Raw genomic sequence first — 21,437 nt, 5'->3', positions numbered from 1 at the left:
GACAGCCGCGGCGGCATCCTCACGCGAAGCCCCTTCGCACCACCAGCCCGCGCGGGAACGCCAGCAGCAGCAGCACCATCGCCGCGTAGATGATGAAGGCGCCGACTTCCGGCACGTAGTACTTGCCGGCGGTGTCCGCCACCCCCAGCAGCAGCGCCGCCAGCAGCGTGCCCCGCACCGATCCGGCGCCGCCGACCACGACCACCAGCAGGAAGTACACCAGCGTCTTGAGCGGGAAGTACGGATCCAGCCCCAGCACGTTGACGCCCAGCGCACCGCCGAGCCCCGCGAGCCCGCTGCCCACCGCCAGCGTGAGCTGGAACACCCGGCCCACGTGGATGCCCATGGCCTCGGCGGTGGCCTGCCGGTCGACCGAGGCGCGGATGCGCGCGCCGAAGCGCGTGCGCTCCAGCCCGAACACCAGCACCAGCGTGACGGCGATGCCGACCGCGACCAGGAACAGGCGGTAGCGCGAGAGCTCCAGCCCCAGCACGGACACCTGCCCGCCCAGGTACGGCGGGAGCGCGACCGGCTGCTGCTGCGGCCCCCAGCCCCAGGTGGCGGCCGCGACGGCGACGAAGATGATGCCCACCGTCAGCAGCACCTGCTTGAGGTGCGTGGCCCGGTACAGCGGCCGGTACAGCGTGCGCTCCAGCAGCAGGCTGGCCGCGGCCGTGCACACGAACACCAGCGGCAGCGCCGCCAGGAAGCCGATGCCGGCGCTGCCCATCAGCGTGACCAGCAGGTAGCCGCCCGCCATGGCGAACACGCCGTGCGCCAGGTTGATGAAGTTCATCATGCCCAGCGTCACCGACAGGCCCACCGAGACCAGGAACAGCAGCATCCCGTAGGCGATGCCGTCGAAGAGGATGCCCGGCAGGCCCGCCATCGCCCTTGCGCCTTCCCGGACGCCGGCTTACTTGCCCGGGTCCCTGACCGCCGGGAAGTGGTCGAACTCCACGTTGTAGAGCTTGCCGCCGACCTTCCGGACCTCGCGCACGTAGACGTTCTGCACGATGTCGCGTGTGTCGGCGTCGATCTGGATCGGCCCGCGCGGGCTGGCGATCTTCAGGCCCTTGAGCACGCCCATGGCCTTGTCACCGTCGACGTTGCCGTCGAGCCGGCGCACCACCTCGTACACCGCGGCCATGCCGTCGTAGCCGCCCACGGCCATGAAGTTGGGGCGCTGCTGCGGCGCGACCTGCGCGTACGCGGCCAGGAACGCCTTGTTCTCCGGCGAGTCGTGCGCCATCGAGTACTGGTGGGTGGAGATCACGCCGAGCGCGTTGTCGCCGAGCGCGTCGATCACGCCGTCCTCGGTGACGTCGCCGGTGGACAGCAGCCTGATGCCGGCCTTGGCCAGTTCGCGCTCGCGGTACGCCTTCATGAAGCCGACCGCCAGCTCGCCGGCCGGCACGAACACGAACACCGCCTCCGGCCTGGCGTCCTTGACCTTCTGCACGAAGGGGCTGAACTCGGGGTTCTTCAACGGCACGCGGGCCTCGCCCACCACCTCGCCGCCCAACTTCGCGAAGGTCTTCTTGAAGGTGGCTTCCGCGTCGTGGCCGGGGCCGTAGTCGGCCACCACCGTGTACACCTTGCGCACGCCGTTCCTGTGCGCCCACTGCGCCATCGGCTCGGTCACCTGCGCCAGCGTGAACGAGGTGCGCACGATGTAGGGCGACCTGGCGGTGATCACCGAGGTCGCTGCGTTCATGACGATGGTGGGCTTCTTCGCCTCGGTCGCGATGGAGGCGACCGCCAGCGCATTGGGCGTGAGCCCGAAGCCGGCGATGAAGTCGACCTCGTCCTTGACCACCAGTTCCTGTGCGAGCCGCTTGGCGACGTCGGGCGCGGGGCCGGTGGTGTCCCTGATCACCAGCTCGATCTTCCTGCCCGCCACCGTGTCGCCATGCTGCTTCATGTAGGCCTTGGCGCCGTTGGTGATCTGCTGGCCGAAGTCGGCGAAGGTGCCCGACATCTCGGCCAGGATGCCGACCTTGATGGTGTGGCCGGCGGCGCCGGCGGCGGGGCTTGCGAACGCTGCCGCGAGCGCCAGCGCGGCGCCCAGGATGGTCTTCCTCATGTGAGTCTCCTGTTGCTGGGAAGTCAGCTTGTGGTCGCTCGCACGGTAGGGGGCCGCCACGAGGAAAACCTTGGACCAGTTCAAGATTCGGTCCGGTCGGCCCATGCCCACCCCAGCCGCGCGGCCATTCTTGACGCCTTCTTTAATATGCACGGAAAATGCATCTTAAGAACGGCCGACCGGCACGATGAAGCGATCCCCCGCCCTCATTCCCCTTTCGCGCGAGCACCACGAAGCGCTGGTGCTGGCGCGCCGCGCCTGCGAACCCGACCGTCCGGGCGCCGACCCGGCCGGCGTTCGCGAACAGGTGCTGCGCCGCTGGTCCGAGCACATCGAGGCGCACTTCCGGCTGGAAGAGCAGGCGCTGCTGCCCGCCCTGAGGCAGGCCGGCGCACCCGCCGAAGCCGACGAGGGCGCACGCCAGCACCGGTCGATCCGGCGCCTGGTCGACGAGCTGGAGTCCCTGGGAACGGCCGCGCTGCCGGCCTGGGGCGACGCCATGCGCGAGCACGTGCAATGGGAAGAACGCCACCTGTTCCCGCTGGCCGAGCGCCTGCTGGACCTCCCCGCCCTTTCACCGGCACTGGCCGGCGCGCCGGCCGCGAGCGCACCATGACGGACCTCGCCATCGACTCCGGGCCCGACTGCGCGCCCTGCGCGCTCGAGGACTACGGCGGCTGCGAAGCCGCCGCCCGCACGCGCCTGACGGTGCGGCGCGGCGGCATCCTGTTCCGCCAGAACGACGCGTTCCGCTCCTTCATGGCGGTGCGCCGCGGCTCGTTCAAGTCGGTCGCGGTGGCGCCCGACGGACGCGAGCAGGTGCTGGCGTTCGTGATGGCGGGCGAGGTGCTGGGGCTCGATGGCTTCGGCCACTCGCGCTACGCCAGCACCGCGATCGCGCTGGAGGACTCCGAGGTGCTGGTGCTGGACTACGGCACCGCGAACAGCGCCGGCAGCGGGCCGGCGTTGCACCACGCCATGGCGCGCATCCTCAGCCGCGAACTGCTGCGCGACTACAAGCTCAAGGTGCTGCTGGCCAGCATGACGGCCGAGCAGAAGCTGGCCTCCTTCCTGCTGAACATGGCGCGCCGCCTGCAGGACCGCGGCGGCTGCCCCGGCGACCTGCCGCTGCGCATGACGCGCACCGACATCGCCAGCTACCTGGGCCTGTCGCTGGAGACCGTCTGCCGCACCCTCACTTCGCTGCAACGGCGGGGCGTGCTGAAGATCGAGGGCCGGCACCTGCACCTGCTGGACCGGCGCGCGCTGCTGCGTCAGTTCGGACGCGAAGAGTAGGCCGCAAGCTCCTCGGCAGCAACGAGCGGTTGCACCCGCGACCGGCATTCGCCCCTAGAGTGGCCGCTGGCTTCACTTGGGCGGGGATGCAGGATGAGTCAGGATTTCCACGGAAAGGTCGCGCTGGTCACGGGCGCCGGCTCCGGCATCGGCCGGGCCGCGGCGCTGGCGCTGGCCGCGCAGGGCGCGCAGGTGGTGGTCAACGACCTGAAGCCCGGGGTGGCGCAGAAGGTCGTGGACGAGATCGCCCGCGACGGCGGCAGCGCGATCGCCGTAGCGGGCAATGTCGGCAAGCCCGAGGACGTCAAGGCCAGCGTCGACGCGGCGGTGCAGCGCTTCGGCGCGCTGCACCTGGCCTTCAACAACGCCGGCATCAGCGGCCCGCTGGGGCTGCTCGCGGACATCGACATCCAGGCCTACCGGGAGCTGATCGACGTGAACCTGCACTCGGTCTTCTACGGCATGTACTACGAGATCCCGGCGATGCTGAAGGCCGGCGGCGGCGCCATCGTCAACATGTCGTCCATCCTGGGCGTGGTGGGGGATGCCAGCGCGGTGCCCTACGTCGCGGCCAAGCACGGCGTGACCGGCATGACCCGGGCGGCCGCGCTCGGCTACGCCGACAAGGGCATCCGCATCAACTCCATCCACCCCGGCTACATCGACACGCCCCTGCTGGAGGCGCTGCCCCGGGAAGCCTACGACGGGCTGGTGGCCCTGCACCCGATCGGGCGCCTGGGACGGCCGGAGGAGGTCACCGGGCTGGTGCTGTTCCTGCTGTCCGACCAGGCGAGCTTCATCACCGGGTCGCAACACGTCGTCGACGGCGCCTACACCGCCCGTTGACCAGGCTCCAGCGGCCACTCGCAGGCGCCGGCATGCGTCACGGCGCCCAGGTGCGCCGGCCCGACCAGCCGCGCGTACTTCTGCAGCACGCCGGCCAGCCGGCCCGCCTCGCGCGGCTTCCACGCCGCACGGCGGGCCTGCAATTCCGCTTCCGGCAGGTCCACCTGCAGCGTTCCCGCTTCGGCATCGATCCGGATGGGGTCGCCGTCGCGCAGCAGCGCCATCGGCCCGCCCAGCGCCGCCTCCGGACCCGCGTAGCCGATGCACAGGCCCCGCGTCGCGCCGGAAAAGCGGCCGTCGGTCAGCAGCGCCACCTGCTCGCCCATGCCCTGCCCGTACACCGCCGCCGTCACCGACAGCATCTCGCGCATGCCGGGGCCGCCGCGCGGGCCTTCGTTGCGGATCACCAGCACCTCGCCGGCGCGGTAGGCGCGCGCACTGACCGCGCGCATCGCTTCTTCCTCGCTCTCGAACACCCGCGCCGGCCCTTCGAACCGCAGCGACCGCAGCCCGGCGATCTTCAGCAGCGCGCCATCCGGCGCCAGGTTGCCCTTGAGGACCACGACCCCGCCGCTCGGATGCAGGGCCTGGTCGCAGCCGTGCACGACGTCGCCGTCGATGCGCACCTCCGCCAGCGCCTCGCGCAGCGGGCGGCCGTCGAGCGTCGGCACGTCGCCATGCACGAAGCCGCCATCGAGCAGCGACTTCAGGACCGCCGGCACGCCACCGGCCTCGTGCAGGTCCCTGGCCAGGTACGGGCCGCCCGGGCTCATGGCGGCGATCAGCGGCGTGCGCCGGAACACCTCGCCCACGTCGTCCAGCGTGAACTGCAGCCCCGCCTCGTGGGCGATCGCGGGCAGGTGCAGGGCCGCGTTGGTCGACCCACCGGTGGCCGCCACCGCGGCGCAGGCGTTTTCCAGGCTGCGGCGCGTGACCAGCTGGCGCGGCAGCGGCCCGCCCTCGGCCAGCATGCGGACCACGCGCTCGCCGGTGCGCTGCGCCAGCGCGAGCCGCTCGCTGTACACCGCCGGCAGCATGGCCGAGCCGAGCGGCGACAGGCCGAGCGCCTCGCCCACCATGGCCATGGTGTTGGCGGTGAACTGGCCGGCGCAGGAGCCCACCGTCGGCAGGCAGCTGCGCTCGACCCGGCCGAGCTGCGCTTCGTCCATGGCGCCGGTCTGCACCCGGCCCACGCCCTCGATCGCATCCAGGATGGTGAGGTCGCGGCCGCCCAGGCGCCCCGGCAATGCCGCGCCGCCGTAGATGAAGGCGCCGGGCACGTTCAGGCGCACCAGCGCCATCATCAGGGCCGGCAGCGTCTTGTCGCAGCCGCCGAAGGCCAGCAGTGCGTCGTAGGCATGGCCGCGCACCACCAGTTCGACGCTGTCGGCGATCCACTCGCGCGAGACCAGGCTCATGCGCATGCCGGCGTGGTTCATCGACGTGCCGTCCGACACCGACACCGTGGTGAAGGCCACCGGGACGCCGCCGCCGGCCGCCACCCCGAGGCGCGCGCGGTCGGCCTGCGGCGCCAGGCTCATCGAACAGGGCGTGTTCTCGCCGTGCGTGCTGACGATGCCCACGAAGGGCCGGGCCATGGCCCGTTCGTCCAGCCCGGTGGCGCGCAGGAAGGCGCGATGCGGCGCGCGCGTGAGGCCGGTGACGACGGCGCCGGAGCGGGGCTTGGGCAGGTTCATGGCGGTTCTCGCGAGGCAGCCGGGCGATTCGGCGCCGCTAGGGACGCTGGTACGACTCGACCGAGAGTGACAGTTCCAGCCGGGCAGGATCGTTGCGGAAGAACAGCCCGGCCTGGCGCGACGAATGGCCGGCCAGGTGATCGAACTCGGTTTGCGCCTCCTCGACCACCCGTTCGCCGTCGCGCAGCTGCGCCACCACGCGCAGCGCCGCCGCAGCGGCTCCGCCCTGGTTGTGCACCTCCAGCTGCACGTGGAAGCGATCGCCCCGGCGCTCGACCGAGGCGACGCGGGTCACCGGATCGACCCGCTCGTGGCCGTCCGAGAGCGCCGTCCACACCAGGCCGCCCATGCTCGCCAGCAGGATGAGCAGCCCGACGGCGGCGGCGATCCATTCCGACACCGGCTCGGTGTCGCCCGGCTTCGCCGCGCCCGGGGCGCGACCGTGGCCGGGCGCTGGCGGGCGTTCACGCACGGTCGGCCTCACAGGATCAGCCGGGCCGCCGCCGCGCCGACCGCGGCCGGCAGGCCCAGCACCACCGCCTGCTTGAGCGCGCCGGCGGCGCAGAGGCCCTCCAGCCGGCCGAACGACCACAGCAGGTACGCCGACAGCAGCAGCGCGATGGCGTAGCCCACCACCGTGAAGCGACCGAACAGGCTCCACCAGGGCACCCGTGGATGCTTGCGCGGCCGCCCGCGGAAGTTCGCGCCGTACACGAACGCATGCATGACCGCCAGCGTGGCGGCGACGAGGAGCAGGGCCTGCCACTCGTCCAGCTGGAGCGAGATGATCTGCACCTCGCCGGTGGGCGCGACGTTGAAGGCGAGGAACAGCGCGCCCACCGCCATGATGAACAGCTCGCTGAAGTAGCCCTCCTGCCCGCCGCGAACGGCGGCTTCGGCCGGACTCTCGCCCAGCAGGCTTTGCGCCAGCAGCGCCCCGATGCTGGCCGGCACCGCCTGCAGGCAGACCTTGCCCAGCCCCGCCCGCAGCCCGTCGCCCGCGGAGAGCGCACCCAGCATCGCGAGCAGCAGGGCCGAGGCGATGAACGCGACCCCGTAGGCCACCAGCGCGTCGAGCAGGTCGTCCTTCCAGCTGAAGGTCGGCTCGAAGCCGGCATGCCAGGACAGCGCGACCAGGAAGGGGAAGAACAGCGCGGTGAGCAGCGCGAGCCGCCCGGCGCTCATCTGGAACCCGAGCCACCACATCTCCATGGTCATGAGCAGCGGCAGGCCGAAGATCACGGCGCCGGCGAAGGCCCGCGCGAGCCCTTCGGCGAACTGGAGGTCGGGGTTTCGGGCGGCCGCGGGCATCGGACTGTGTCGGATGCCGGGATGGTACGGCCCAGGTCATTGGCGCGGGGAGCGGGAATCCACGCACCCCGCCGCAGGTCCCGCTTGCGCGGAGCAGGGGGAAGAAGCCGCCCTCAGCGGCGGCGGATGGGCCGCCGGACCGCGCCGCCGCCGCTGCGCTCGGGCAGGTGGCGGAACATGATCCGCCCCTTGGTGAGGTCGTAGGGCGACATCTCCAGCGTCACGTCGTCGCCGGCGATGATGCGGATGCGGTGCTTCTTCATCTTGCCGCCGGTGTAGGCCACCAGTTCGTGGCCGTTGTTCAGGATCACCCGGCAGCGCGAGTCCGGCAGGATCTCTTCGACGCGTCCGCGCATTTCGATCAGGTCTTCCTTGGCCATGGCACATCCTTTGCCGCAACTGCGGCCGTAGTTGGAGAAAGGGGGAGTGGCTGCACGCGCGCGAAGGGCGCAGCCGGGCAGCGCGGGCCGGTGGGTCGGCCCGCCCTGCTGCGCAAGCCCCCGCCCGGGGGGTTGCGCACGAAACGGGGATCAGTAGCCGCGGCTGCCGCCGTAGCCGCCGGCGCGGGGTGCGCGGGCTTCCATCGGGCGCGCTTCGTTGACCACCAGCTCGCGGCCGCCGAACGACTGGCCGTTCATGCCCTGGATGGCGGACTGCGCCTCGGCATCGCTCGACATCTCGACGAAGCCGAAGCCCTTGGAGCGGCCGCTGTCGCGCTCCATCATGACCTTGGCGCTCTGGACGGAGCCGAACTGGCCGAAGGACTGCTCGAGGTCGCTGTCGCGGAAGGAATAGGGCAGGTTGCCCACGTAAAGTTTGTTGCCCATGAGGACTCCATGTTGAGGGGGGAAAGCGCGATGGAGCCCGGTTGCAATCACAAACTCATGATCGGTTCGAAAGGCGAAGCTGACTGGTCACCGCAAAGAAAAACGTCCCACGAGAGGGACGCAGGACGGATTATGCGCGATGCAAGGGATCCGCGCCGCAGCAGATTGCAATCCCCTGTGCTCACACGGGCGGTTTCGCGTCCATCACCTGCGACCAGCGGCCCCAGGCGGCGTCGGTGTCCGCCCGTGCGGCCATCCAGGATGCGAACTCGGACGTCTCCAGCGCCGCTTCGACGGCACCCTTCGCCGCGGCGGCGGCATGGACCTCGTCGAACCTGCGCTCGGCCGCCTGCTCCAGCGATTCGGCCCGCAGCGCGGCCGCCTCCACCATCGCCAGCTCTTCAGCCCAGTACTTCATGACGGCCCTCCATGCAAACGCTCGAGTATGCCCCGCACGGGATGGCCGCGCCCGATACCGGTCATTACAACCCGTCGCGAGCCGGGCGGTCAGGGCAGGTGCAGCTTGGCCGAACTCTTGACCTCTTCCATCACCGCATAGGTGCGCGTCTCGCGCACGCCGGGCAGAGCCCAGAGCACCGCGCCGGCGAAGCGGCGGTAGGCTTCCATGTCGGCCACGCGCGTCTTGAGCAGGTAGTCGAAGCCGCCGGCCACCATGTGGCATTCGAGCACTTCGGGGTGCACCTGCACCGCGGCCTTGAACTCGTCGAACACATTGGGCGTGGTGCGGTCCAGCAGCACTTCCACGAACACCAGCAGGCCGCCACCCAGCAGCTGCGGATTCAGGCGGGCTTCGTAGCCGAGGATGTAGCCGGCGCGGGTCAGCCGCTGCACGCGCGCCAGCACCGCCGTCGGCGACAGCGACACGACCTCGGCCAGCTTCTGGTTGGTGATGCGGCCGTCGTCCTGCAGCGCCTGCAGGATGCGCCGGTCGATGCGGTCGAGCTGGTCGGCAATGGCCATGTTCCGCTAGTGATTCGCTCGGCCGGGCCGGCCAAAAACGAAGGAACATCCTAGCGAAAAAAGGAAACGATGTGATTCCCGTCAGCGACGAGCCATGATCGTGCCCGCCCCTTTCCACCGTTTCGCCGACCCTCCGCCCTTCCCCACTGCCCTGCGCGAGCGCATCACCGCCGCCTGGCGCCAGCCGGAGCCGGACGCGGTGGCCGGCCTGCTGCCGCTCGCCCGCCTGCCGCAGCCACTGGCCGCCGCGGCAGGCGAGCTGGCCGCGCGCCTGGCCCGCGGCCTGCGCGAGCGGGACGCCGGCCCGGGGCGCGCCGGGCTGGTGCAGAAGCTGCTGCAGGAATATGCGCTGTCCTCGCAGGAGGGCATCGCCCTCATGTGCCTGGCGGAGGCCCTGCTGCGCATCCCGGACACCGCCACGCGCGACGCCCTGATCCGCGACAAGATCGCCCAAGGCCGATGGCAGGGCCACCTGGGCAGGAGCCCGTCGCTCTTCGTCAATGCCGCCACCTGGGGACTGCTGATCACCGGCCGGCTGGTGGCCACGCACAGCGAAGCCGGGCTGTCGGCCGCCATCGGCCGGCTGCTGGGGCTGGGCGGCGAGCCGCTGATCCGCAAGGGCGTGGACCTGGCGATGCGCATGATGGGCGAGCAGTTCGTCACCGGCGAGACCATCGACCAGGCGCTGCGCAACGCGCGCCGGCGCGAGGAGCAGGGTTTCCGCCACTCCTTCGACATGCTGGGCGAAGCGGCCCTCACCGCCGATGACGCGCAGCGCTACCGGCAGCACTACGAGCAGGCCATCCACGCCATCGGCCAGGGCTCGCGCGGGCGCGGCGTGTACGACGGCAACGGCATCTCGATCAAGCTGTCGGCCCTGCACCCGCGCTACGGCCGCGCGCAGCAGGACCGGGTGATGGCCGAGCTGTACCCGGTGCTGGCCGGCCTGTGCGCGCGGGCCAGGCGCTACGACATCGGCCTGAACATCGACGCCGAGGAAGCCGACCGGCTCGAACCCTCGCTGGACCTGCTGGAGCGGCTGGCGTTCGATCCGCAGCTGCAGGGCTGGGCCGGGCTGGGCTTCGTGGTGCAGGCCTACCAGAAGCGCTGCCCGTTCGTGGTCGACCACCTGGTCGACCTGGCGCGGCGCAGCGGCCGGCGCCTGATGGTGCGGCTGGTCAAGGGCGCGTACTGGGACTCGGAGATCAAGCGCGCGCAGGTCGAGGGGCAGGCCGGCTACCCGGTGTACACGCGCAAGGCGCACACCGATGTCGCCTACCTGGCCTGCGCGCGCCAGCTGCTGGCCGCGCCCGACGCCGTGTATCCGCAGTTCGCGACCCACAACGCGCACACGCTGGCCGCCGTCTACCAGCTGGCCGACCCGGCGCGCTGGACGCCGAGGCAGTACGAATTCCAGTGCCTGCATGGCATGGGCGAGCCGCTCTACGAGCAGGTCGTGGGGTCGGTCGACGCGGGCGGGCTCGCGCGTCCGTGCCGCATCTACGCCCCGGTGGGCACGCACGAGACGCTGCTGGCGTACCTGGTGCGGCGCCTGCTGGAAAACGGCGCCAACACCTCCTTCGTGCACCGCATCGCGGACCCCGCGGTTCCGGTCGCCGAGCTGGTGGAGGATCCGGTGGCGCAGGTGGAGCAGCGGGCGCGCGAGGACGGCACGGTGGGATCGCCGCACCCTGCGATCCCGCTGCCGCGCGACATCTACGGGGACGGCCGCCGCAACTCCGAGGGGGTCGACCTGGCCAACGAGCACGAGCTGGCGCGCCTCTCGCTCGGGCTGCGCGAATCGGCCGCCGTCGCAGGGTCGTCCGCGCCGCTGCTGGCGGTGGACACACCGTCCGATGGCGAACTGAGGCCGGTGCGCAACCCGGCCGACCGTGAAGACGTTGTCGGGCAGGTCCGCGAGGCCACGCCGGGGGACGTGGATCTCGCGCTCGAGCACGCGATGCACGGCGCGGCCGCTTGGGCCGCCACGCCGCCGGCCGAGCGCGCGCGCGTCCTGCTCGCCGGTGCCGACCGGCTGCAGGCCGACCTGCCGCGGCTGGTCGGCCTGCTGATCCGCGAGGCCGGCAAGTCGGCGCCCAACGCGATCGCCGAAGTGCGCGAGGCGGTCGACTTCCTGCGCTACTACGCCGTCCAGGTGCGCGACGGCTTCGACAACGCCACGCACCGGCCGCTGGGGCCCGTGGCCTGCATCAGCCCCTGGAACTTCCCGCTGGCGATCTTCACCGGGCAGGTGGCCGCCGCGCTGGCCGCCGGCAACCCGGTGCTGGCCAAGCCGGCCGAGCAGACGCCGCTGGTCGCCGCCGAAGCCGTGCGCGCGCTGTGGGCCGCCGGCGTGCCGCGCAGCGCGCTGCAGCTGCTGCCCGGCCGCGGCGAGACGGTCGGCGCGCGCCTGGTCGGCGACCGCCGCATCCAGGGCGTGCTGTTCACCGGGTCCACCGAGGTCGCGCGCATCCTGCAGGGTTCGCTGGTGGGCCGCAGCGATGCGAACGGCCAGCCGATCCCGCTGGTGGCCGAGACCGGTGGGCAGAACGCGATGATCGTGGACTCGTCCGCGCTGCCGGAGCAGGTGGTTGCCGACATCCTGGGCTCGGCCTTCGACAGCGCCGGCCAGCGCTGCTCGGCCCTGCGCGTGCTGTGCGTGCAGGAAGAAGCGGCCGAGCGGGTGCTGGCCATGCTGCGCGGCGCCCTGGAGCAGCTGCGGGTGGGCAACCCGGACCGGCTCGCGGTGGATGTCGGCCCGGTCATCGACGAGGACGCGCGCGCCGCGATCCGGCAGCACGTCGACACGCTGCGCGGGCGCGGCCGCCGCGTGCACCAGTTCGCCGGCCGCGATCCGCAGTCGCTGGACCGCGGGACCTTCGTGCCGCCCGCGGTGATCGAGCTGGAGAGCCTCGGCGAACTGGGCCGCGAAGTGTTCGGGCCGGTGCTGCACGTCGTGCGCTACCGCCGCGAGGATCTCGAGGGCCTGCTCGCGCAGGTCAACGCCACCGGTTATGGCCTGACCCTGGGTCTGCATACGCGCATCGACGAGACCATCGCGCGGGTGCTGGCGTCGGCCCGCGCGGGCAATGTCTACGTCAACCGCAACATGGTTGGCGCGGTGGTCGGCGTGCAGCCGTTCGGCGGCGAGGGCCTGTCGGGCACGGGCCCCAAGGCCGGCGGGCCGCTGTACCTGTACCGGCTGCTGGCACGGCGCCCGGACGACGTGGCGGCGCGCGTGCTGGCGCAGGCCGGACAGGCCCCCGCGGCCCCCGCGGTGCCACCGCCCTTGTCCGCACTGCAGGACTGGGCCGGCCGGCAGGGCAAGCTGGCGCTCGCACGGGCCTGCGCGGACTTCGCGCACCGGTCGCGCAGCGGCGCCGCGGTCGTGTTGCGCGGACCGACCGGGGAGCGCAATGTCTATTCGCTGGTGCCGCGCCGCGCCGTGCTGTGCCTGGCCGGCGACGAGGACGACCGGCTGGTCCAGCTGGCGGCCGTGCTGTCGGTGGGCAGCCGTGCGGTCTGGCCCGCCACCGCACAGCCTCTGCTGCACCGGCTGCCGGCGACCGTGCAGGCCCGCATCGCCCTGGCCCAGCACTGGGAAGCACCGGGGACGGCGTACGAGCTGGTGCTGCTGCACGGCGGGCCCGACGAGCTGGCGGACGTGCAGCAGCGGCTGGCCGTTCGCCCCGGCGCGGTGATCGCCGTCGAGCGGCTGCGGCCCGGCGCTGCAGACGTGGCGCTGGAGCGGCTGCTGGTCGAGCGTTCGGTCAGCGTCAACACCGCAGCGGCCGGCGGCAACGCATCGCTGATGAGCATCGGCTGAGCGCGGAAGTTCCCAATCCGGCATGTGACGCAGGGGCATTCCGGCTGGGCTGCCGGAGGGATTAGACTTGGCCTCGTGAACGCATTCGTCCGCCTCCAGACCGCTGCCGCGCCGGCCCTCCCGGCCGCGTGCGCGCGCGCGTGCGGACGGGCACAGGAAGCACGTGCAGCGGGTGCGGCCATCGAGCCGCGACTGCAGGCACTCTCCTGAGCCCGGCGATTCACCCTCTCTCTCCCCCGCGCACCCTTCGAATCACCGGGCACCCCCAGCGCCCCACCGGGGTCGCCCTGCCGGCGGCCGCTTTCCCACTTCACGAGGACCGACCATGACGCCCGAAGTCCAGACCGAGCGAACGCTCACCGAACTCGATCACGCGCGACTGACCAAGCTGCTGGCGCAGACCCAGCGCATCGCGTCGCCGGCCAGCCAGGCCATGCACGACCTGCTGGAGAACAGCGACGTGGTGGAAGCGCCGGCCGCGCCCGCCACGCTGGTCACCATGTACACCCAGGTCCAGCTGCGCGACACCACCGGCGGCGAACCCTACAAGATCACGCTGTGCTACCCCGAGGACGCCGAGCCGGCCAGCGGGTTCATCTCGGTGCTGTCGCCGATCGGCACCAGCCTGCTCGGGCTGCAGGTCGGCCAGACGGCACGCTGGCGCCTGCCGGGCGGCGAGGAGCGCAGTGCGGTGATCGAATCCGTGCTGTTCCAGCCCGAAGCCTCGGGGGACTACACCACCTGATCGCCTGGCGCGACGCCTGACCCGCGGCGGAGGGGTGCGCCGCGGCGCTGCGGCCAGGTCCTCAGGCCGCGGTCGCCTGCAGCCGGTGCGCGACTTCCTCGAGGTGCCGCGCCGTGGCGTCGCGCGCCACGGCCACCACGCCCAGCACCTGGCCGCGCGGGTCCTTGAGCAGGCTGAAGGAAAAATCGACGTACAGGCGGCACTCGTTCTTGTGGTTGGAGCGGGTGGTCATCACCCGCCCTTCGGTGCGCAGGTGCCCGGCGGCGATCGCCTGCCGGAAGCCCTCGTTGTGCGCGGCCCGGAACCGGGGAGGCACCAGCAGGTCCAGCCCGGACCCCAGCGCCTCGGCCGCCGAGAAGCCGAACAGCACCTCGGCGCCGCGGTTCCACAGCCGGATCGTGCCTTCGGTGTCCGCCACGACCACCGCATCCTGCATCTGCTCCAGGATCATCTGGTGCAGTCCGCTCGCCGCAAGGGTTTGTCCAGGCCAAGCGCTCATGCTGCCTCCGCGTCCGGTTGAATGTCGTCCAGGTCGCGCAGCAGCGCGCCCAGTTGCCTCAGTTCGTCTCCGTGCAGGCGGACCAGCTGCCCGATGCAGCGCTCGCCGGCGGCGGTCAGGTGGACCTCGACCTGCCGCAGGTCCTGCTCGCTCGGCCTGCGCCGCACCAGGCCCAGTTCCTCGCAGCGGGTGACCAGTGCCCCCACGCCATGGTGCTTGGACTGCAGGCGTTCGGCCAGCTCGGCGATCGAGGCATGGCTGCGGCCGGGAAAGCCCTTGATCTGCAGCAGCAACTGGTACTGCAGCGGCGTGACGCCATGCCGCTGCGTCGCCTCCTCGCTGAAGCGGAGGAACTTGCGCAGCCGGTACCGGAACTCGGCCAGCGTCTCGAAATCCTGCTTGACCACCTTCGTCCTGCTCGCCGCGACGGCGAAATACCCCCGGCTTCCCTTCCCCCCGCCAGTGCGGTTGCAGCGGAAACCGGGCGGTCACTATATCATGCCGTGATACATATGCCGACCCACAGGTAATGCCATGAAGCTGCACGTGCTGTCCGACCTGCACATCTCGCGCGGGGGGCTGGACGTGCCCGACACCGGCGCCGACGTGGTGGTGCTGGCCGGCGACATCGCCCGGCCGGAGGCCGCCATCGCGTGGGCGCGGCGCCTTCCGGCACCGGTGCTCTACCTGGCGGGCAACCACGAGTTCTACGGCGGCACCCTGGCCGGGACGATGGCGCAGCTGAAGGCGCACGCGCAAGGCAGCAACGTGCACGTGCTGGACGATTGCGCGCTCGAGCTGGGTGGCGTGCGCTTCCTCGGCTCCACGCTATGGACCGATTTCCGCCTGTTCGGCGACGGGGCGGCACGCGACGACGCCGCCGCGCAGGCGATCCGGTTCATGCGCGACTTCCAGCGCATCCACCTGGACGAGGACCGGCAGCAGCTGTTCACCCCGCTGGAGTCGGCGCGGCTGTTCGAGCGGCACTCGGCCTGGCTCGACCATGCGCTGGACCAGCCCTTCGACGGCCCCACGGTCGTGATCACGCACCACGCGCCCAGCGCCTGCAGCGTGGAGCCGCGCTTCGCCGATTCGCCGCTGAGCGCCTGCTTCGCCTCCCGCGCCGACCACCTGATGCGGGGCGGCCGGGCCGCGCTGTGGATCCACGGCCACATGCACCACAGCGTGGACTACGTGCTGGACCGTACCCGCGTGGTCTGCAATCCGCGCGGCTACGCCAATGCGGAGGGCGTGCCCGAGAACCCCACGTTCGACCCCGGGCTGGTGGTCGAGGTCCCCAGCCCTGGCCCCTAGCCCCTGGTATTCCTGTCACCTTTTGCGCGCTCGCGCGTCTATGGCGGGTAAGGGCCCGTGCGGCCAGACTCCGCGCCCCAGGTGCCGCACCGGCATCCCACGAAAGGAAGTCGCGATGGACATCGCTCCGACCGAGGAAAAGACCGACGACAACGTCCTGCTGGCGGCGTTGCGGCAGGGCCAGGCCCGGGCTTTCGAGCAGCTGATGCGCCGCTACAACCGGCGGCTGTTCCGCGCCGCGCGCGGCATCACGCGCGACGACGCCGAGGCCCAGGACGCGGTGCAGGAAGGCTACCTGCACGCGTTCCAGTCCATCCACGGCTTCCGGGGGGATTCGTCGCTGGCTACCTGGCTGACCCGGATCGTCATCAATTACGCCCTCACGCAGCAGCGCCGGTCCGGCCGGCTGGTGCTGTGGAGCGAGGAGCACCCTGACGAGGAGGGTGACATGCCCCACCAGCACGACGAACCGACCCGCTCGGCCGAGGACGAGTTCGCGCGTCGCGAGCTGCGCGAGCACCTGCAGCAGGCCGTGGACCTGCTGCCGCCGATCTACCGCAGCGTGTTCATCCTGCGCACCGTCGAAGGCCTGAGCGTGGAGGAGACGGCGCAGGCGCTGCGCGTCTCCGGCGACGTCGTCAAGACGCGCCTGCTGCGGGCCCGCGCCATGCTGCGCGACTCGCTGAGCCCGTCCGGCGAGGCCGAGGCGCAACGCCTGTACGACTTCCAGGGCCACCGCTGCGACGAGGCCGTCGCCGTGGTGCTCGCACGCCTGCGCTCGCTCGGCGTGATCCGCGACCACTGATTCTTCTTCCCTCAACGCAAGGAACGTCATGAAGCTCATCCAGAACGACTCCCCCTCCTTCTTCGACCGCGGCCGCCGCGAGTCGCTCTTCGGCGCCGCTGCCGTCATGTCGGCCACCGCCGTGGCCATCCTGGCCGGGCGCGACGTGCTGGCCAAGGACGCCAAGCCCACCGCTGCCCAGCTGGAGGCCGACACGCGCATCCTGAACACGGCGCTGGGCGCCGAGCTCGAGGCCGTCGCCGCCTACCAGGTGGGCGCGGAAAGCGGCCTGCTGACGCCGGCCACCAAGACCGTCGCGCTGCAGTTCCAGGGTCACCACAAGTCGCACGCCGAGACGCTGGCCGGTGCCATCCGCAAGCTGGGCGGCAAGCCGGTCGATGCCAAGGGCCGCTACGACTTCCCGACCGACAAGCTCAAAGCCGAGGCCGACGTGCTGCGCTTCGCGGCCGGGCTGGAGCGCGGCGCCGTGTCGGCCTACCTGAATGCGGTGCCGCTGTTCAACGACCGGGGCCTGTCGCAGGCTGCGGCCAGTATCCTCGGCGACGAGGCCATGCACTGGGCGGTGTTCCGCCAGGTGCTGGGCGAAACGCCGGTGGTGCCCGGCGCCTTCATGTCGTGAGGGCGTCGCGACTGGTGCAGGGCGGCGGCGCCGTCCTGCTGGCCGCGTTGTGCGGCGCCGCTGCGGCGGCGGCGCCCGATGCGGCGGCCGTCAAGCACGGCGAAGAGGTCTATGGCCGCTGCATCGGCTGCCATGCGATCGAACAGAACCGCACCGGCCCGGCGCACTGCGGCCTGTTCGGGCGCAAGGCCGGGACGGCGCCGGGGTACACGAACTACTCCGCCGCCATGAAGAACTCGGGAATCGTGTGGAACGAGGCAAGCTTGTCGAAGTTCCTGGCCGACCCGATGAACACCGTGCAGGGCACCACCATGACCTACCTCGGGGTCACGGATGCGAAGGAGCGGGCCGACCTGGTCGCCTACCTGAAGCAGGCGACGCAACCTGGGAAGGCGTGCCAGCCGGCGAAATAGCCCGCGCTGCACGTGTTCCACGGTCGGGAGATGGATGGCGGCTCAGGCCCGCAATGACAACTTCGCCTGTCATCCCGGCGAACGCCGGGACCCATCTCCCGCCCACCCCCCGGCGCGGGGCGTGTTCCGCGGCCCCGAGATGGATTGCGGGTCGAGCCCGCAATGACAACTGTCGCTTGTCGGGTCGCGCGTCGCCTACTTCGCGAACTTGCGGAACTCGGGCTTGCGCTTTTCCTGCAGCGCCTTGACGCCCTCGCGCGACTCGTCGGTGTCGTAGAACAGCTTGAGCGCGTACATGCCCATGCCCGCGATGCCGGCCTGGTGGGCGGTGTCCATGTTGAAGCTGCGCTTGGCGATGGCGATGGCGGTGGGGCTGCGCTCGCAGATCTCCTCGGCCCACTGCTGCACCGTGGCGTCGAGTTCCGCGTGCGGCACGCAGACGTTGGCCAGGCCCATGGCCACGGCCTGTTCGCCGGAGTAGCGGCGGTTCAGGTACCAGATCTCGCGCGCCTTCTTCTCGCCGACCACGCGCGCCAGGAAGGCGGTGCCGTAGCCGGGGTCGACCGAGCCCATCTTCGGGCCGACCTGGCCGAAGATGGCCTTGTCCGAGCAGATGGTCAGGTCGCAGATGGTGCACAGCACGTTGCCGCCGCCGATGGCATAGCCCTGCACGCGGGCGATGACCGGCTTGGGCACGTCGCGGATGGCGGTGTGCAGCTCCTCCATCGGCAGGCCGATGGTGCCGCGGCCGTCGTAGTTGCCGTCGTGCGCCGACTGGTCGCCGCCGGTGCAGAAGGCGCGGTCGCCGGCGCCGGCCAGCACGATGCAGCCGATCTCGCGGTCGTAGCCGGCCTTGTGCAGCGCGCGGATCAGCTCGTCGCAGGTGGTGCCGCGGAACGCGTTCATCTTGTCCGGGCGGTTGATGGTGATCCACGCGACGCGGTTGCGCACCTCGTAGAGGATGTCCTGGAAGTCCATGTCGGATGCCTTTCGGGTGATGGGTGGGTTCAGCCGGCCATGGCCAGGCCGCCGGAGACGGACAGCACCTGGCCGGTGACGAAGGCCGCGTCGTCGCTGGCGAAGAACTGGTTCGCGCCGGGCAGGTCCTCGGGCAAGCCGATGCGCCCGAGCGGAATCGCGATGCGCCCGGGTCATGGGAATCCTTCCTTGCGGGGCTGCCGCCAATTATGACAACATATGGCGCATCTGAGGGGTCGAGGGCCGATCCCGCAAGACCTGCGGGGCACGCCGGACCAGGGAGGAAAGTCAATGGGGAACTCGAATTCGGAGACGCGGGCGGCGCTGGCCAACCGGCTCTTCTTCCGGCTCTACCAATGCGCCAACATGCTGCATAAAACCGGCAGCCGGGCGATCGAAGCGGAAGGCCTGACCACCCAGCAATGGGCCGTGCTGGGTGCGCTCTCGCGGCCGCAGGCCGGCGCCGGGATGAAGCTGGGCGAGCTGGCCCGCTACCTGATGGTCAGCCGCCAGAACCTGGCCGGCGTGGTCGGCCGGCTGGAGCGCGACGGCCGCGTCGAGAGCGCCGCCGATCCCGGTGACCGCCGCTCGCGCCTGATCCGCATGACGCCGGCCGGGCGGCAGGTGTGGCAGCGCAAGGCGCTGCCGAAGATTCGCGCCTACTACGAACAGGCGCTCGATGGCTTCTCCAGCAACGACATGGTGCACGCCGTGCACTACCTGCTGAAGATGCTGGAGAACATGGAGAGGATCGATGTGGCGGACGGGCGGGAGGAGGAAGAATGAGAGGGCGCGACTGGATCGCCCTTGCGCGCGCTGGCGCGCGCTCGCGGGCCATGCGCACGGCGGCGCGGCCGGCAACGTCTGCACCGAGGACCTGGCCTTCCTGTGCGAGCAAATGGGGATTGCCACCGGGCTGGATTTGCCGAAACTGCTGGCCGCGGCGCGGCTGGCCGAGCGCATCATCGGCCGGCGGCGGGAAGGCAAGCTGATGCACAGCGGCCTTCCTTCGGCCGCAGCACGCCCGGAGCAGCCCGCATGAACATCGACACCCGCCTCACCGTTGCCGGCCTGTTCGCCCAGCGCGTGCGCAGCCAGCCCGGCGCGCCGGCGCTGCAATCGCAGGACCGCACGCTCAGCTATGCGCAGCTCGCCGAGGCGCCCTGCAGGCGCGCGGCCTGAAGCGTGGCGACCGCGTCGCCCTGTGGTCGGAAAAACTGGCCGGAGTACATCGAGCTGGAACTGGCCGCGGCGCAATTGGGCCTGATCGTCGCCTGCCTGAACTGGCGGCTGTCGATGGACGAGCAGCGCCACTGCATCCGGCTGGTGCAGCCGGCCGCCTGCATCGTCTCGCCGCGCTACGCACCGGCCCTGGCCGGCCTGGACCTGCCCATGCCGCAGGTGCTGGAGCTCGGGCCCGCGTTCGAGGCCCTGTGCCGGGCGGCGCCGCCGGTGCCGCCCGACCCCGCGCTCGAGGCCGAAGACGGCCTGGTGATCCTCTACACCAGCGGCACCACCGGCCTGCCCAAGGGCGCGCTGGTCAGCCAGCGCGCGATGGTGGCGCGGGCGATGGTGTTCGCGGCCGACTACGGCATCGGCCGCGGCGACGCCTTCATCGCCTGGTCGCCGCTGTTCCACATGGCCGCCACCGACCACGCGCTGGCCACGCTGATGCTGGGCGGGCCGGTGGTGGTCTGCGACGGCCTGGACCTGCCGCGCATCTGCGCCACGCTGCGCGAGCGGCCGGTGGGCTGGCTGCTGGCCATGCCGGGCATGATCGACGGCTTCGCCGAGGCGCTGGCGCGCGATGGCGGGCCGTTCCAGCCGGTGCGCATGGTCGGGGCGATGGCCGACCTGGTGCCGCACCAGCAGATCGCACAGCTGTCGGCCCTCGTGCAGGCGCCCTTCTTCAACACCTTCGGCTCCACCGAGACCGGCCTGCCGCCGGCCTCGGGCAGCCTGCTGGCCGCGGGCGAACGGCCGGCTTCCATGGCCAAGCGCCAGTCCTCCTTCTGCATGACCAGGCTGGTGGACCCCGAAGGCCGCGAGGTGCCGGACGGCACGCCGGGCGAGATGGCGGTGCGCGGGCCCACCCTGTTCTCCGGCTACTGGGCAACGAGCAGGCCAACGCGCAGTCGTTCCGCGAAGGCTGGTTCCACATGGGCGACGTGTTCGTGCGCCACGCCGACGGCACGCTGGACTTCGTCGACCGCGTGAAGTACCTGATCAAGTCCGGCGGCGAGAACATCTACCCGGCCGAGATCGAGCGCGTCCTGCTGGCCCACCCCGACGTGGCCGACGCCGCCGTGGTGCGCAAGGCCGATGCGCGCTGGGGCGAGGTGCCGGTGGCCTTCATCGCCACCCGCAGCGGCACGCTGGACGAAGCCGCCCTGCTCGCCTTCTGCCGCGAGCGCCTGGCCGGCTACAAGCTGCCCAAGGCGCTGCACCCGATTGCATTGGCCGACCTGCCGCGCAGCAGCACCGGCAAGATCCAGCGGCACGAGCTGGAGCGGCGGGTGCAAGACTCAGGGGGCCAGGCTCGGCACGGTGCTCAGCCCGCCCCCAGCATCCGCACCGCCAGCCGCTGGTAGATCCGGATCAGCCGCTCCTGCCGCAGCCGGCCGCCCTCGCGGTACCAGGCGCTGACGCCGGTCAGCAGCGACAGCAGGGCCAGCGTGGTGACGCGCACGTCGTCGACGTCCCAGACCCCCGCCTTGCGGCCGTCGGCGACGATGGCGCGCACCTGCGCCTCGTAGTCCTTGCGCAGGCCGATGACGCGGTCGTATTGCTCGCGCGTGAGGCTGCGCAGCTCCATGTTGCCGATGAAGGTCTCCTGCCGGCGCGCCGTGTGCCACTCGATGTGGAAGCGCACGAAGGCCAGCAGCCGCTCCAGGGGATCCCGCAGCCCCTGCATGCGCTGGGCGAAGTCCTGCAGCAGCTCCAGCATGATGTCCTCGAGCAGCTCGGCCAGGAACTCCTGCTTCTGCGGCACGTGGTTGTAGAGCGAGCCCAGGCGCAGGTTCACGTCGGCCGCCAGGTCGCGCAGGTTCATCGCCTCGAAACCGTGCCGGAAGATGCGCTCGATCGCGGCCTTGCGCACGGCGCGCCGGGTGTCGGCGCCGTTCACGCCTGCGGGTCGTCCCATCGTGGTCGAGTACTGCTGCTGGAAGAGGCGTCGATGATAGGGAATGCGC

General features: G+C 71.4%; 27 protein-coding genes and 1 pseudogene. 14 read left to right on the top strand and 14 right to left on the bottom strand.

The window, feature by feature from the left end; translation table 11 throughout:
• Window positions 1-19: 19 nt before the first annotated feature.
• A complete protein-coding gene (locus tag V6M57_RS17855; protein WP_332816351.1) occupies window positions 20-889 on the bottom strand; it encodes a branched-chain amino acid ABC transporter permease in 870 nt (289 codons plus the stop codon).
• Window positions 890-916: 27 nt separating this feature from the next.
• A complete protein-coding gene (locus V6M57_RS17850) occupies window positions 917-2,086 on the bottom strand; it encodes an ABC transporter substrate-binding protein (RefSeq protein ID WP_332816350.1) in 1,170 nt (389 codons plus the stop codon).
• Between the two features lie 187 nt (window positions 2,087-2,273).
• On the opposite strand from V6M57_RS17850, the gene V6M57_RS17845 reads away from it, so the two are divergent.
• The 3 genes from V6M57_RS17845 (at window position 2,274) to V6M57_RS17835 (ending at window position 4,228) form a co-directional block, all read left to right on the top strand.
• Window positions 2,274-2,702 carry a hemerythrin domain-containing protein gene (locus V6M57_RS17845; protein ID WP_332816349.1) on the top strand — a complete coding sequence of 143 codons (429 nt, stop codon included), beginning with the start codon at window positions 2,274-2,276 and terminating at the stop codon, window positions 2,700-2,702.
• Window positions 2,699-3,382: a Crp/Fnr family transcriptional regulator gene (locus tag V6M57_RS17840; RefSeq protein WP_332816348.1), complete on the top strand. Its 684-nt coding sequence runs from the start codon at window positions 2,699-2,701 to the stop codon at window positions 3,380-3,382. Before V6M57_RS17845 ends, V6M57_RS17840 begins: the two co-directional genes overlap by 4 nt.
• Window positions 3,383-3,475: 93 nt before the next feature.
• Window positions 3,476-4,228: an SDR family NAD(P)-dependent oxidoreductase gene (locus V6M57_RS17835; protein ID WP_332816347.1), complete on the top strand. Its 753-nt coding sequence runs from the start codon at window positions 3,476-3,478 to the stop codon at window positions 4,226-4,228.
• Here the strand turns inward: V6M57_RS17835 and ilvD are convergent.
• From ilvD to V6M57_RS17800, 7 genes are all read right to left on the bottom strand, one after another.
• Entirely contained in the window at window positions 4,213-5,925 is a 1,713-nt protein-coding gene (gene ilvD, locus V6M57_RS17830; RefSeq protein WP_332816346.1) for a dihydroxy-acid dehydratase, read from the bottom strand. The two genes, V6M57_RS17835 and ilvD, sit on opposite strands and share 16 nt — an antisense overlap.
• Before the next feature lie 37 nt (window positions 5,926-5,962).
• The gene (locus tag V6M57_RS17825; protein ID WP_332816345.1) at window positions 5,963-6,397 is read right to left on the bottom strand and encodes a hypothetical protein; all 435 of its coding nucleotides are present in this window, start codon (window positions 6,395-6,397) and stop codon (window positions 5,963-5,965) included.
• A gap of 8 nt (window positions 6,398-6,405) precedes the next feature.
• Complete coding sequence (locus V6M57_RS17820; protein WP_332816344.1) at window positions 6,406-7,236, bottom strand: TIGR02587 family membrane protein; 831 nt, start codon at window positions 7,234-7,236, stop codon at window positions 6,406-6,408.
• A gap of 113 nt (window positions 7,237-7,349) precedes the next feature.
• Window positions 7,350-7,616, bottom strand: a complete 267-nt coding sequence (gene infA / locus V6M57_RS17815) for a translation initiation factor IF-1 (protein ID WP_332816343.1) — start codon at window positions 7,614-7,616, stop codon at window positions 7,350-7,352.
• A gap of 150 nt (window positions 7,617-7,766) precedes the next feature.
• A complete protein-coding gene (locus V6M57_RS17810) occupies window positions 7,767-8,063 on the bottom strand; it encodes an RNA recognition motif domain-containing protein (RefSeq protein WP_332816342.1) in 297 nt (98 codons plus the stop codon).
• 181 nt (window positions 8,064-8,244) lie between these two features.
• Window positions 8,245-8,481 (bottom strand): hypothetical protein, encoded by a 237-nt coding sequence (locus V6M57_RS17805; RefSeq protein WP_332816341.1) that lies wholly within the window; start codon window positions 8,479-8,481, stop codon window positions 8,245-8,247.
• Between the two features lie 89 nt (window positions 8,482-8,570).
• Window positions 8,571-9,044: an Lrp/AsnC ligand binding domain-containing protein gene (locus tag V6M57_RS17800; protein ID WP_332816340.1), complete on the bottom strand. Its 474-nt coding sequence runs from the start codon at window positions 9,042-9,044 to the stop codon at window positions 8,571-8,573.
• A 94-nt stretch (window positions 9,045-9,138) separates the two neighbouring features.
• Here V6M57_RS17800 and putA point away from each other — a divergent pair, with 94 nt between their 5' ends.
• Together putA and rnk are read left to right on the top strand one after the other, a co-directional pair.
• Window positions 9,139-12,870 carry a trifunctional transcriptional regulator/proline dehydrogenase/L-glutamate gamma-semialdehyde dehydrogenase gene (gene putA, locus V6M57_RS17795; protein WP_442968846.1) on the top strand — a complete coding sequence of 1,244 codons (3,732 nt, stop codon included), beginning with the start codon at window positions 9,139-9,141 and terminating at the stop codon, window positions 12,868-12,870.
• A gap of 325 nt (window positions 12,871-13,195) precedes the next feature.
• Window positions 13,196-13,615 (top strand): nucleoside diphosphate kinase regulator, encoded by a 420-nt coding sequence (gene rnk / locus V6M57_RS17790; protein WP_332816339.1) that lies wholly within the window; start codon window positions 13,196-13,198, stop codon window positions 13,613-13,615.
• A gap of 61 nt (window positions 13,616-13,676) precedes the next feature.
• Here rnk and V6M57_RS17785 read toward each other — a convergent pair whose 3' ends face one another.
• Window positions 13,677-14,114 (bottom strand): PAS domain S-box protein, encoded by a 438-nt coding sequence (locus tag V6M57_RS17785; RefSeq protein WP_332816338.1) that lies wholly within the window; start codon window positions 14,112-14,114, stop codon window positions 13,677-13,679.
• Window positions 14,111-14,521, bottom strand: a complete 411-nt coding sequence (locus V6M57_RS17780; protein WP_332816337.1) for a MarR family winged helix-turn-helix transcriptional regulator — start codon at window positions 14,519-14,521, stop codon at window positions 14,111-14,113. Before V6M57_RS17780 ends, V6M57_RS17785 begins: the two co-directional genes overlap by 4 nt.
• A gap of 127 nt (window positions 14,522-14,648) precedes the next feature.
• Between V6M57_RS17780 and V6M57_RS17775 the strand changes: the two genes are divergently transcribed.
• The 4 genes from V6M57_RS17775 to V6M57_RS17760 all read left to right on the top strand — a co-directional run bounded on the left by V6M57_RS17775 (window position 14,649) and on the right by V6M57_RS17760 (window position 17,265).
• Complete coding sequence (locus V6M57_RS17775; RefSeq protein WP_332816336.1) at window positions 14,649-15,428, top strand: metallophosphoesterase; 780 nt, start codon at window positions 14,649-14,651, stop codon at window positions 15,426-15,428.
• Window positions 15,429-15,543: 115 nt separating this feature from the next.
• Window positions 15,544-16,233 (top strand): RNA polymerase sigma factor, encoded by a 690-nt coding sequence (locus V6M57_RS17770; protein WP_332816335.1) that lies wholly within the window; start codon window positions 15,544-15,546, stop codon window positions 16,231-16,233.
• 28 nt (window positions 16,234-16,261) lie between these two features.
• Window positions 16,262-16,852, top strand: a complete 591-nt coding sequence (locus V6M57_RS17765; RefSeq protein ID WP_332816334.1) for a ferritin-like domain-containing protein — start codon at window positions 16,262-16,264, stop codon at window positions 16,850-16,852.
• Window positions 16,849-17,265 (top strand): c-type cytochrome, encoded by a 417-nt coding sequence (locus V6M57_RS17760; protein WP_442968845.1) that lies wholly within the window; start codon window positions 16,849-16,851, stop codon window positions 17,263-17,265. The genes V6M57_RS17765 and V6M57_RS17760 overlap by 4 nt, the downstream gene beginning before the upstream one ends.
• A gap of 195 nt (window positions 17,266-17,460) precedes the next feature.
• Here the strand turns inward: V6M57_RS17760 and badI are convergent, their stop codons facing one another.
• Together badI and V6M57_RS17750 are read right to left on the bottom strand one after the other, a co-directional pair.
• Complete coding sequence (badI, locus tag V6M57_RS17755) at window positions 17,461-18,243, bottom strand: 2-ketocyclohexanecarboxyl-CoA hydrolase (RefSeq protein ID WP_332816333.1); 783 nt, start codon at window positions 18,241-18,243, stop codon at window positions 17,461-17,463.
• 29 nt (window positions 18,244-18,272) lie between these two features.
• Window positions 18,273-18,404, bottom strand: a pseudogene (locus tag V6M57_RS17750) (SDR family oxidoreductase); the annotation flags it as partial.
• A gap of 130 nt (window positions 18,405-18,534) precedes the next feature.
• Here V6M57_RS17750 and V6M57_RS17745 point away from each other — a divergent pair.
• Genes V6M57_RS17745 through V6M57_RS17725 form a run of 5 tightly spaced genes read left to right on the top strand, consistent with a single transcriptional unit; the run spans window position 18,535 to window position 20,834 of the window.
• Window positions 18,535-19,029, top strand: coding sequence for a MarR family winged helix-turn-helix transcriptional regulator (locus V6M57_RS17745; protein WP_332816332.1), 495 nt, complete (start codon window positions 18,535-18,537; stop codon window positions 19,027-19,029).
• A complete protein-coding gene (locus V6M57_RS17740; RefSeq protein WP_442968844.1) occupies window positions 18,998-19,285 on the top strand; it encodes a hypothetical protein in 288 nt (95 codons plus the stop codon). Before V6M57_RS17745 ends, V6M57_RS17740 begins: the two co-directional genes overlap by 32 nt.
• The gene (locus tag V6M57_RS17735) at window positions 19,282-19,425 is read left to right on the top strand and encodes a hypothetical protein (protein ID WP_332816331.1); all 144 of its coding nucleotides are present in this window, start codon (window positions 19,282-19,284) and stop codon (window positions 19,423-19,425) included. Before V6M57_RS17740 ends, V6M57_RS17735 begins: the two co-directional genes overlap by 4 nt.
• 3 nt (window positions 19,426-19,428) lie before the next feature.
• Window positions 19,429-20,460 (top strand): class I adenylate-forming enzyme family protein, encoded by a 1,032-nt coding sequence (locus tag V6M57_RS17730; RefSeq protein WP_332816330.1) that lies wholly within the window; start codon window positions 19,429-19,431, stop codon window positions 20,458-20,460.
• A complete protein-coding gene (locus V6M57_RS17725; RefSeq protein WP_332816329.1) occupies window positions 20,403-20,834 on the top strand; it encodes a class I adenylate-forming enzyme family protein in 432 nt (143 codons plus the stop codon). Before V6M57_RS17730 ends, V6M57_RS17725 begins: the two co-directional genes overlap by 58 nt.
• On the opposite strand, the gene V6M57_RS17720 is transcribed toward V6M57_RS17725, so the two are convergent.
• Window positions 20,795-21,388 (bottom strand): TetR/AcrR family transcriptional regulator, encoded by a 594-nt coding sequence (locus V6M57_RS17720; RefSeq protein ID WP_332816328.1) that lies wholly within the window; start codon window positions 21,386-21,388, stop codon window positions 20,795-20,797. The genes V6M57_RS17725 and V6M57_RS17720 overlap by 40 nt on opposite strands.
• Between the last annotated feature and the right edge of the window lie 49 nt (window positions 21,389-21,437).

Source organism: Ramlibacter sp. (assembly GCF_036676645.1).
Taxonomy (GTDB): domain Bacteria; phylum Pseudomonadota; class Gammaproteobacteria; order Burkholderiales; family Burkholderiaceae_C; genus Ramlibacter.
Note: the sequence above shows the minus strand (reverse complement) of the source record. Positions and strands in the feature narration are given on the sequence as shown.

What these genes read in the sequence shown, in the direction of transcription:
- V6M57_RS17845 (WP_332816349.1), top strand. Translation starts at nt 2,274, where the DNA reads ATGAAGCGATCCCCCGCCCTCATTCCCCTTTCGCGCGAGCACCACGAA.
- V6M57_RS17835 (WP_332816347.1), top strand. Translation starts at nt 3,476, where the DNA reads ATGAGTCAGGATTTCCACGGAAAGGTCGCGCTGGTCACGGGCGCCGGC.
- badI (WP_332816333.1), bottom strand. Translation starts at nt 18,243, where the DNA reads ATGGACTTCCAGGACATCCTCTACGAGGTGCGCAACCGCGTCGCGTGG.
- V6M57_RS17745 (WP_332816332.1), top strand. Translation starts at nt 18,535, where the DNA reads ATGGGGAACTCGAATTCGGAGACGCGGGCGGCGCTGGCCAACCGGCTC.
- V6M57_RS17810 (WP_332816342.1), bottom strand. Translation starts at nt 8,063, where the DNA reads ATGGGCAACAAACTTTACGTGGGCAACCTGCCCTATTCCTTCCGCGAC.
- V6M57_RS17725 (WP_332816329.1), top strand. Translation starts at nt 20,403, where the DNA reads ATGGGCGACGTGTTCGTGCGCCACGCCGACGGCACGCTGGACTTCGTC.
- V6M57_RS17775 (WP_332816336.1), top strand. Translation starts at nt 14,649, where the DNA reads ATGAAGCTGCACGTGCTGTCCGACCTGCACATCTCGCGCGGGGGGCTG.
- V6M57_RS17765 (WP_332816334.1), top strand. Translation starts at nt 16,262, where the DNA reads ATGAAGCTCATCCAGAACGACTCCCCCTCCTTCTTCGACCGCGGCCGC.
- V6M57_RS17770 (WP_332816335.1), top strand. Translation starts at nt 15,544, where the DNA reads ATGGACATCGCTCCGACCGAGGAAAAGACCGACGACAACGTCCTGCTG.
- putA (WP_442968846.1), top strand. Translation starts at nt 9,139, where the DNA reads ATGATCGTGCCCGCCCCTTTCCACCGTTTCGCCGACCCTCCGCCCTTC.
- V6M57_RS17800 (WP_332816340.1), bottom strand. Translation starts at nt 9,044, where the DNA reads ATGGCCATTGCCGACCAGCTCGACCGCATCGACCGGCGCATCCTGCAG.
- infA (WP_332816343.1), bottom strand. Translation starts at nt 7,616, where the DNA reads ATGGCCAAGGAAGACCTGATCGAAATGCGCGGACGCGTCGAAGAGATC.
- V6M57_RS17720 (WP_332816328.1), bottom strand. Translation starts at nt 21,388, where the DNA reads ATGGGACGACCCGCAGGCGTGAACGGCGCCGACACCCGGCGCGCCGTG.
- V6M57_RS17735 (WP_332816331.1), top strand. Translation starts at nt 19,282, where the DNA reads ATGAACATCGACACCCGCCTCACCGTTGCCGGCCTGTTCGCCCAGCGC.
- rnk (WP_332816339.1), top strand. Translation starts at nt 13,196, where the DNA reads ATGACGCCCGAAGTCCAGACCGAGCGAACGCTCACCGAACTCGATCAC.
- V6M57_RS17855 (WP_332816351.1), bottom strand. Translation starts at nt 889, where the DNA reads ATGGCGGGCCTGCCGGGCATCCTCTTCGACGGCATCGCCTACGGGATG.
- V6M57_RS17850 (WP_332816350.1), bottom strand. Translation starts at nt 2,086, where the DNA reads ATGAGGAAGACCATCCTGGGCGCCGCGCTGGCGCTCGCGGCAGCGTTC.
- V6M57_RS17840 (WP_332816348.1), top strand. Translation starts at nt 2,699, where the DNA reads ATGACGGACCTCGCCATCGACTCCGGGCCCGACTGCGCGCCCTGCGCG.
- V6M57_RS17805 (WP_332816341.1), bottom strand. Translation starts at nt 8,481, where the DNA reads ATGAAGTACTGGGCTGAAGAGCTGGCGATGGTGGAGGCGGCCGCGCTG.
- ilvD (WP_332816346.1), bottom strand. Translation starts at nt 5,925, where the DNA reads ATGAACCTGCCCAAGCCCCGCTCCGGCGCCGTCGTCACCGGCCTCACG.
- V6M57_RS17785 (WP_332816338.1), bottom strand. Translation starts at nt 14,114, where the DNA reads ATGAGCGCTTGGCCTGGACAAACCCTTGCGGCGAGCGGACTGCACCAG.
- V6M57_RS17820 (WP_332816344.1), bottom strand. Translation starts at nt 7,236, where the DNA reads ATGCCCGCGGCCGCCCGAAACCCCGACCTCCAGTTCGCCGAAGGGCTC.
- V6M57_RS17740 (WP_442968844.1), top strand. Translation starts at nt 18,998, where the DNA reads ATGTGGCGGACGGGCGGGAGGAGGAAGAATGAGAGGGCGCGACTGGAT.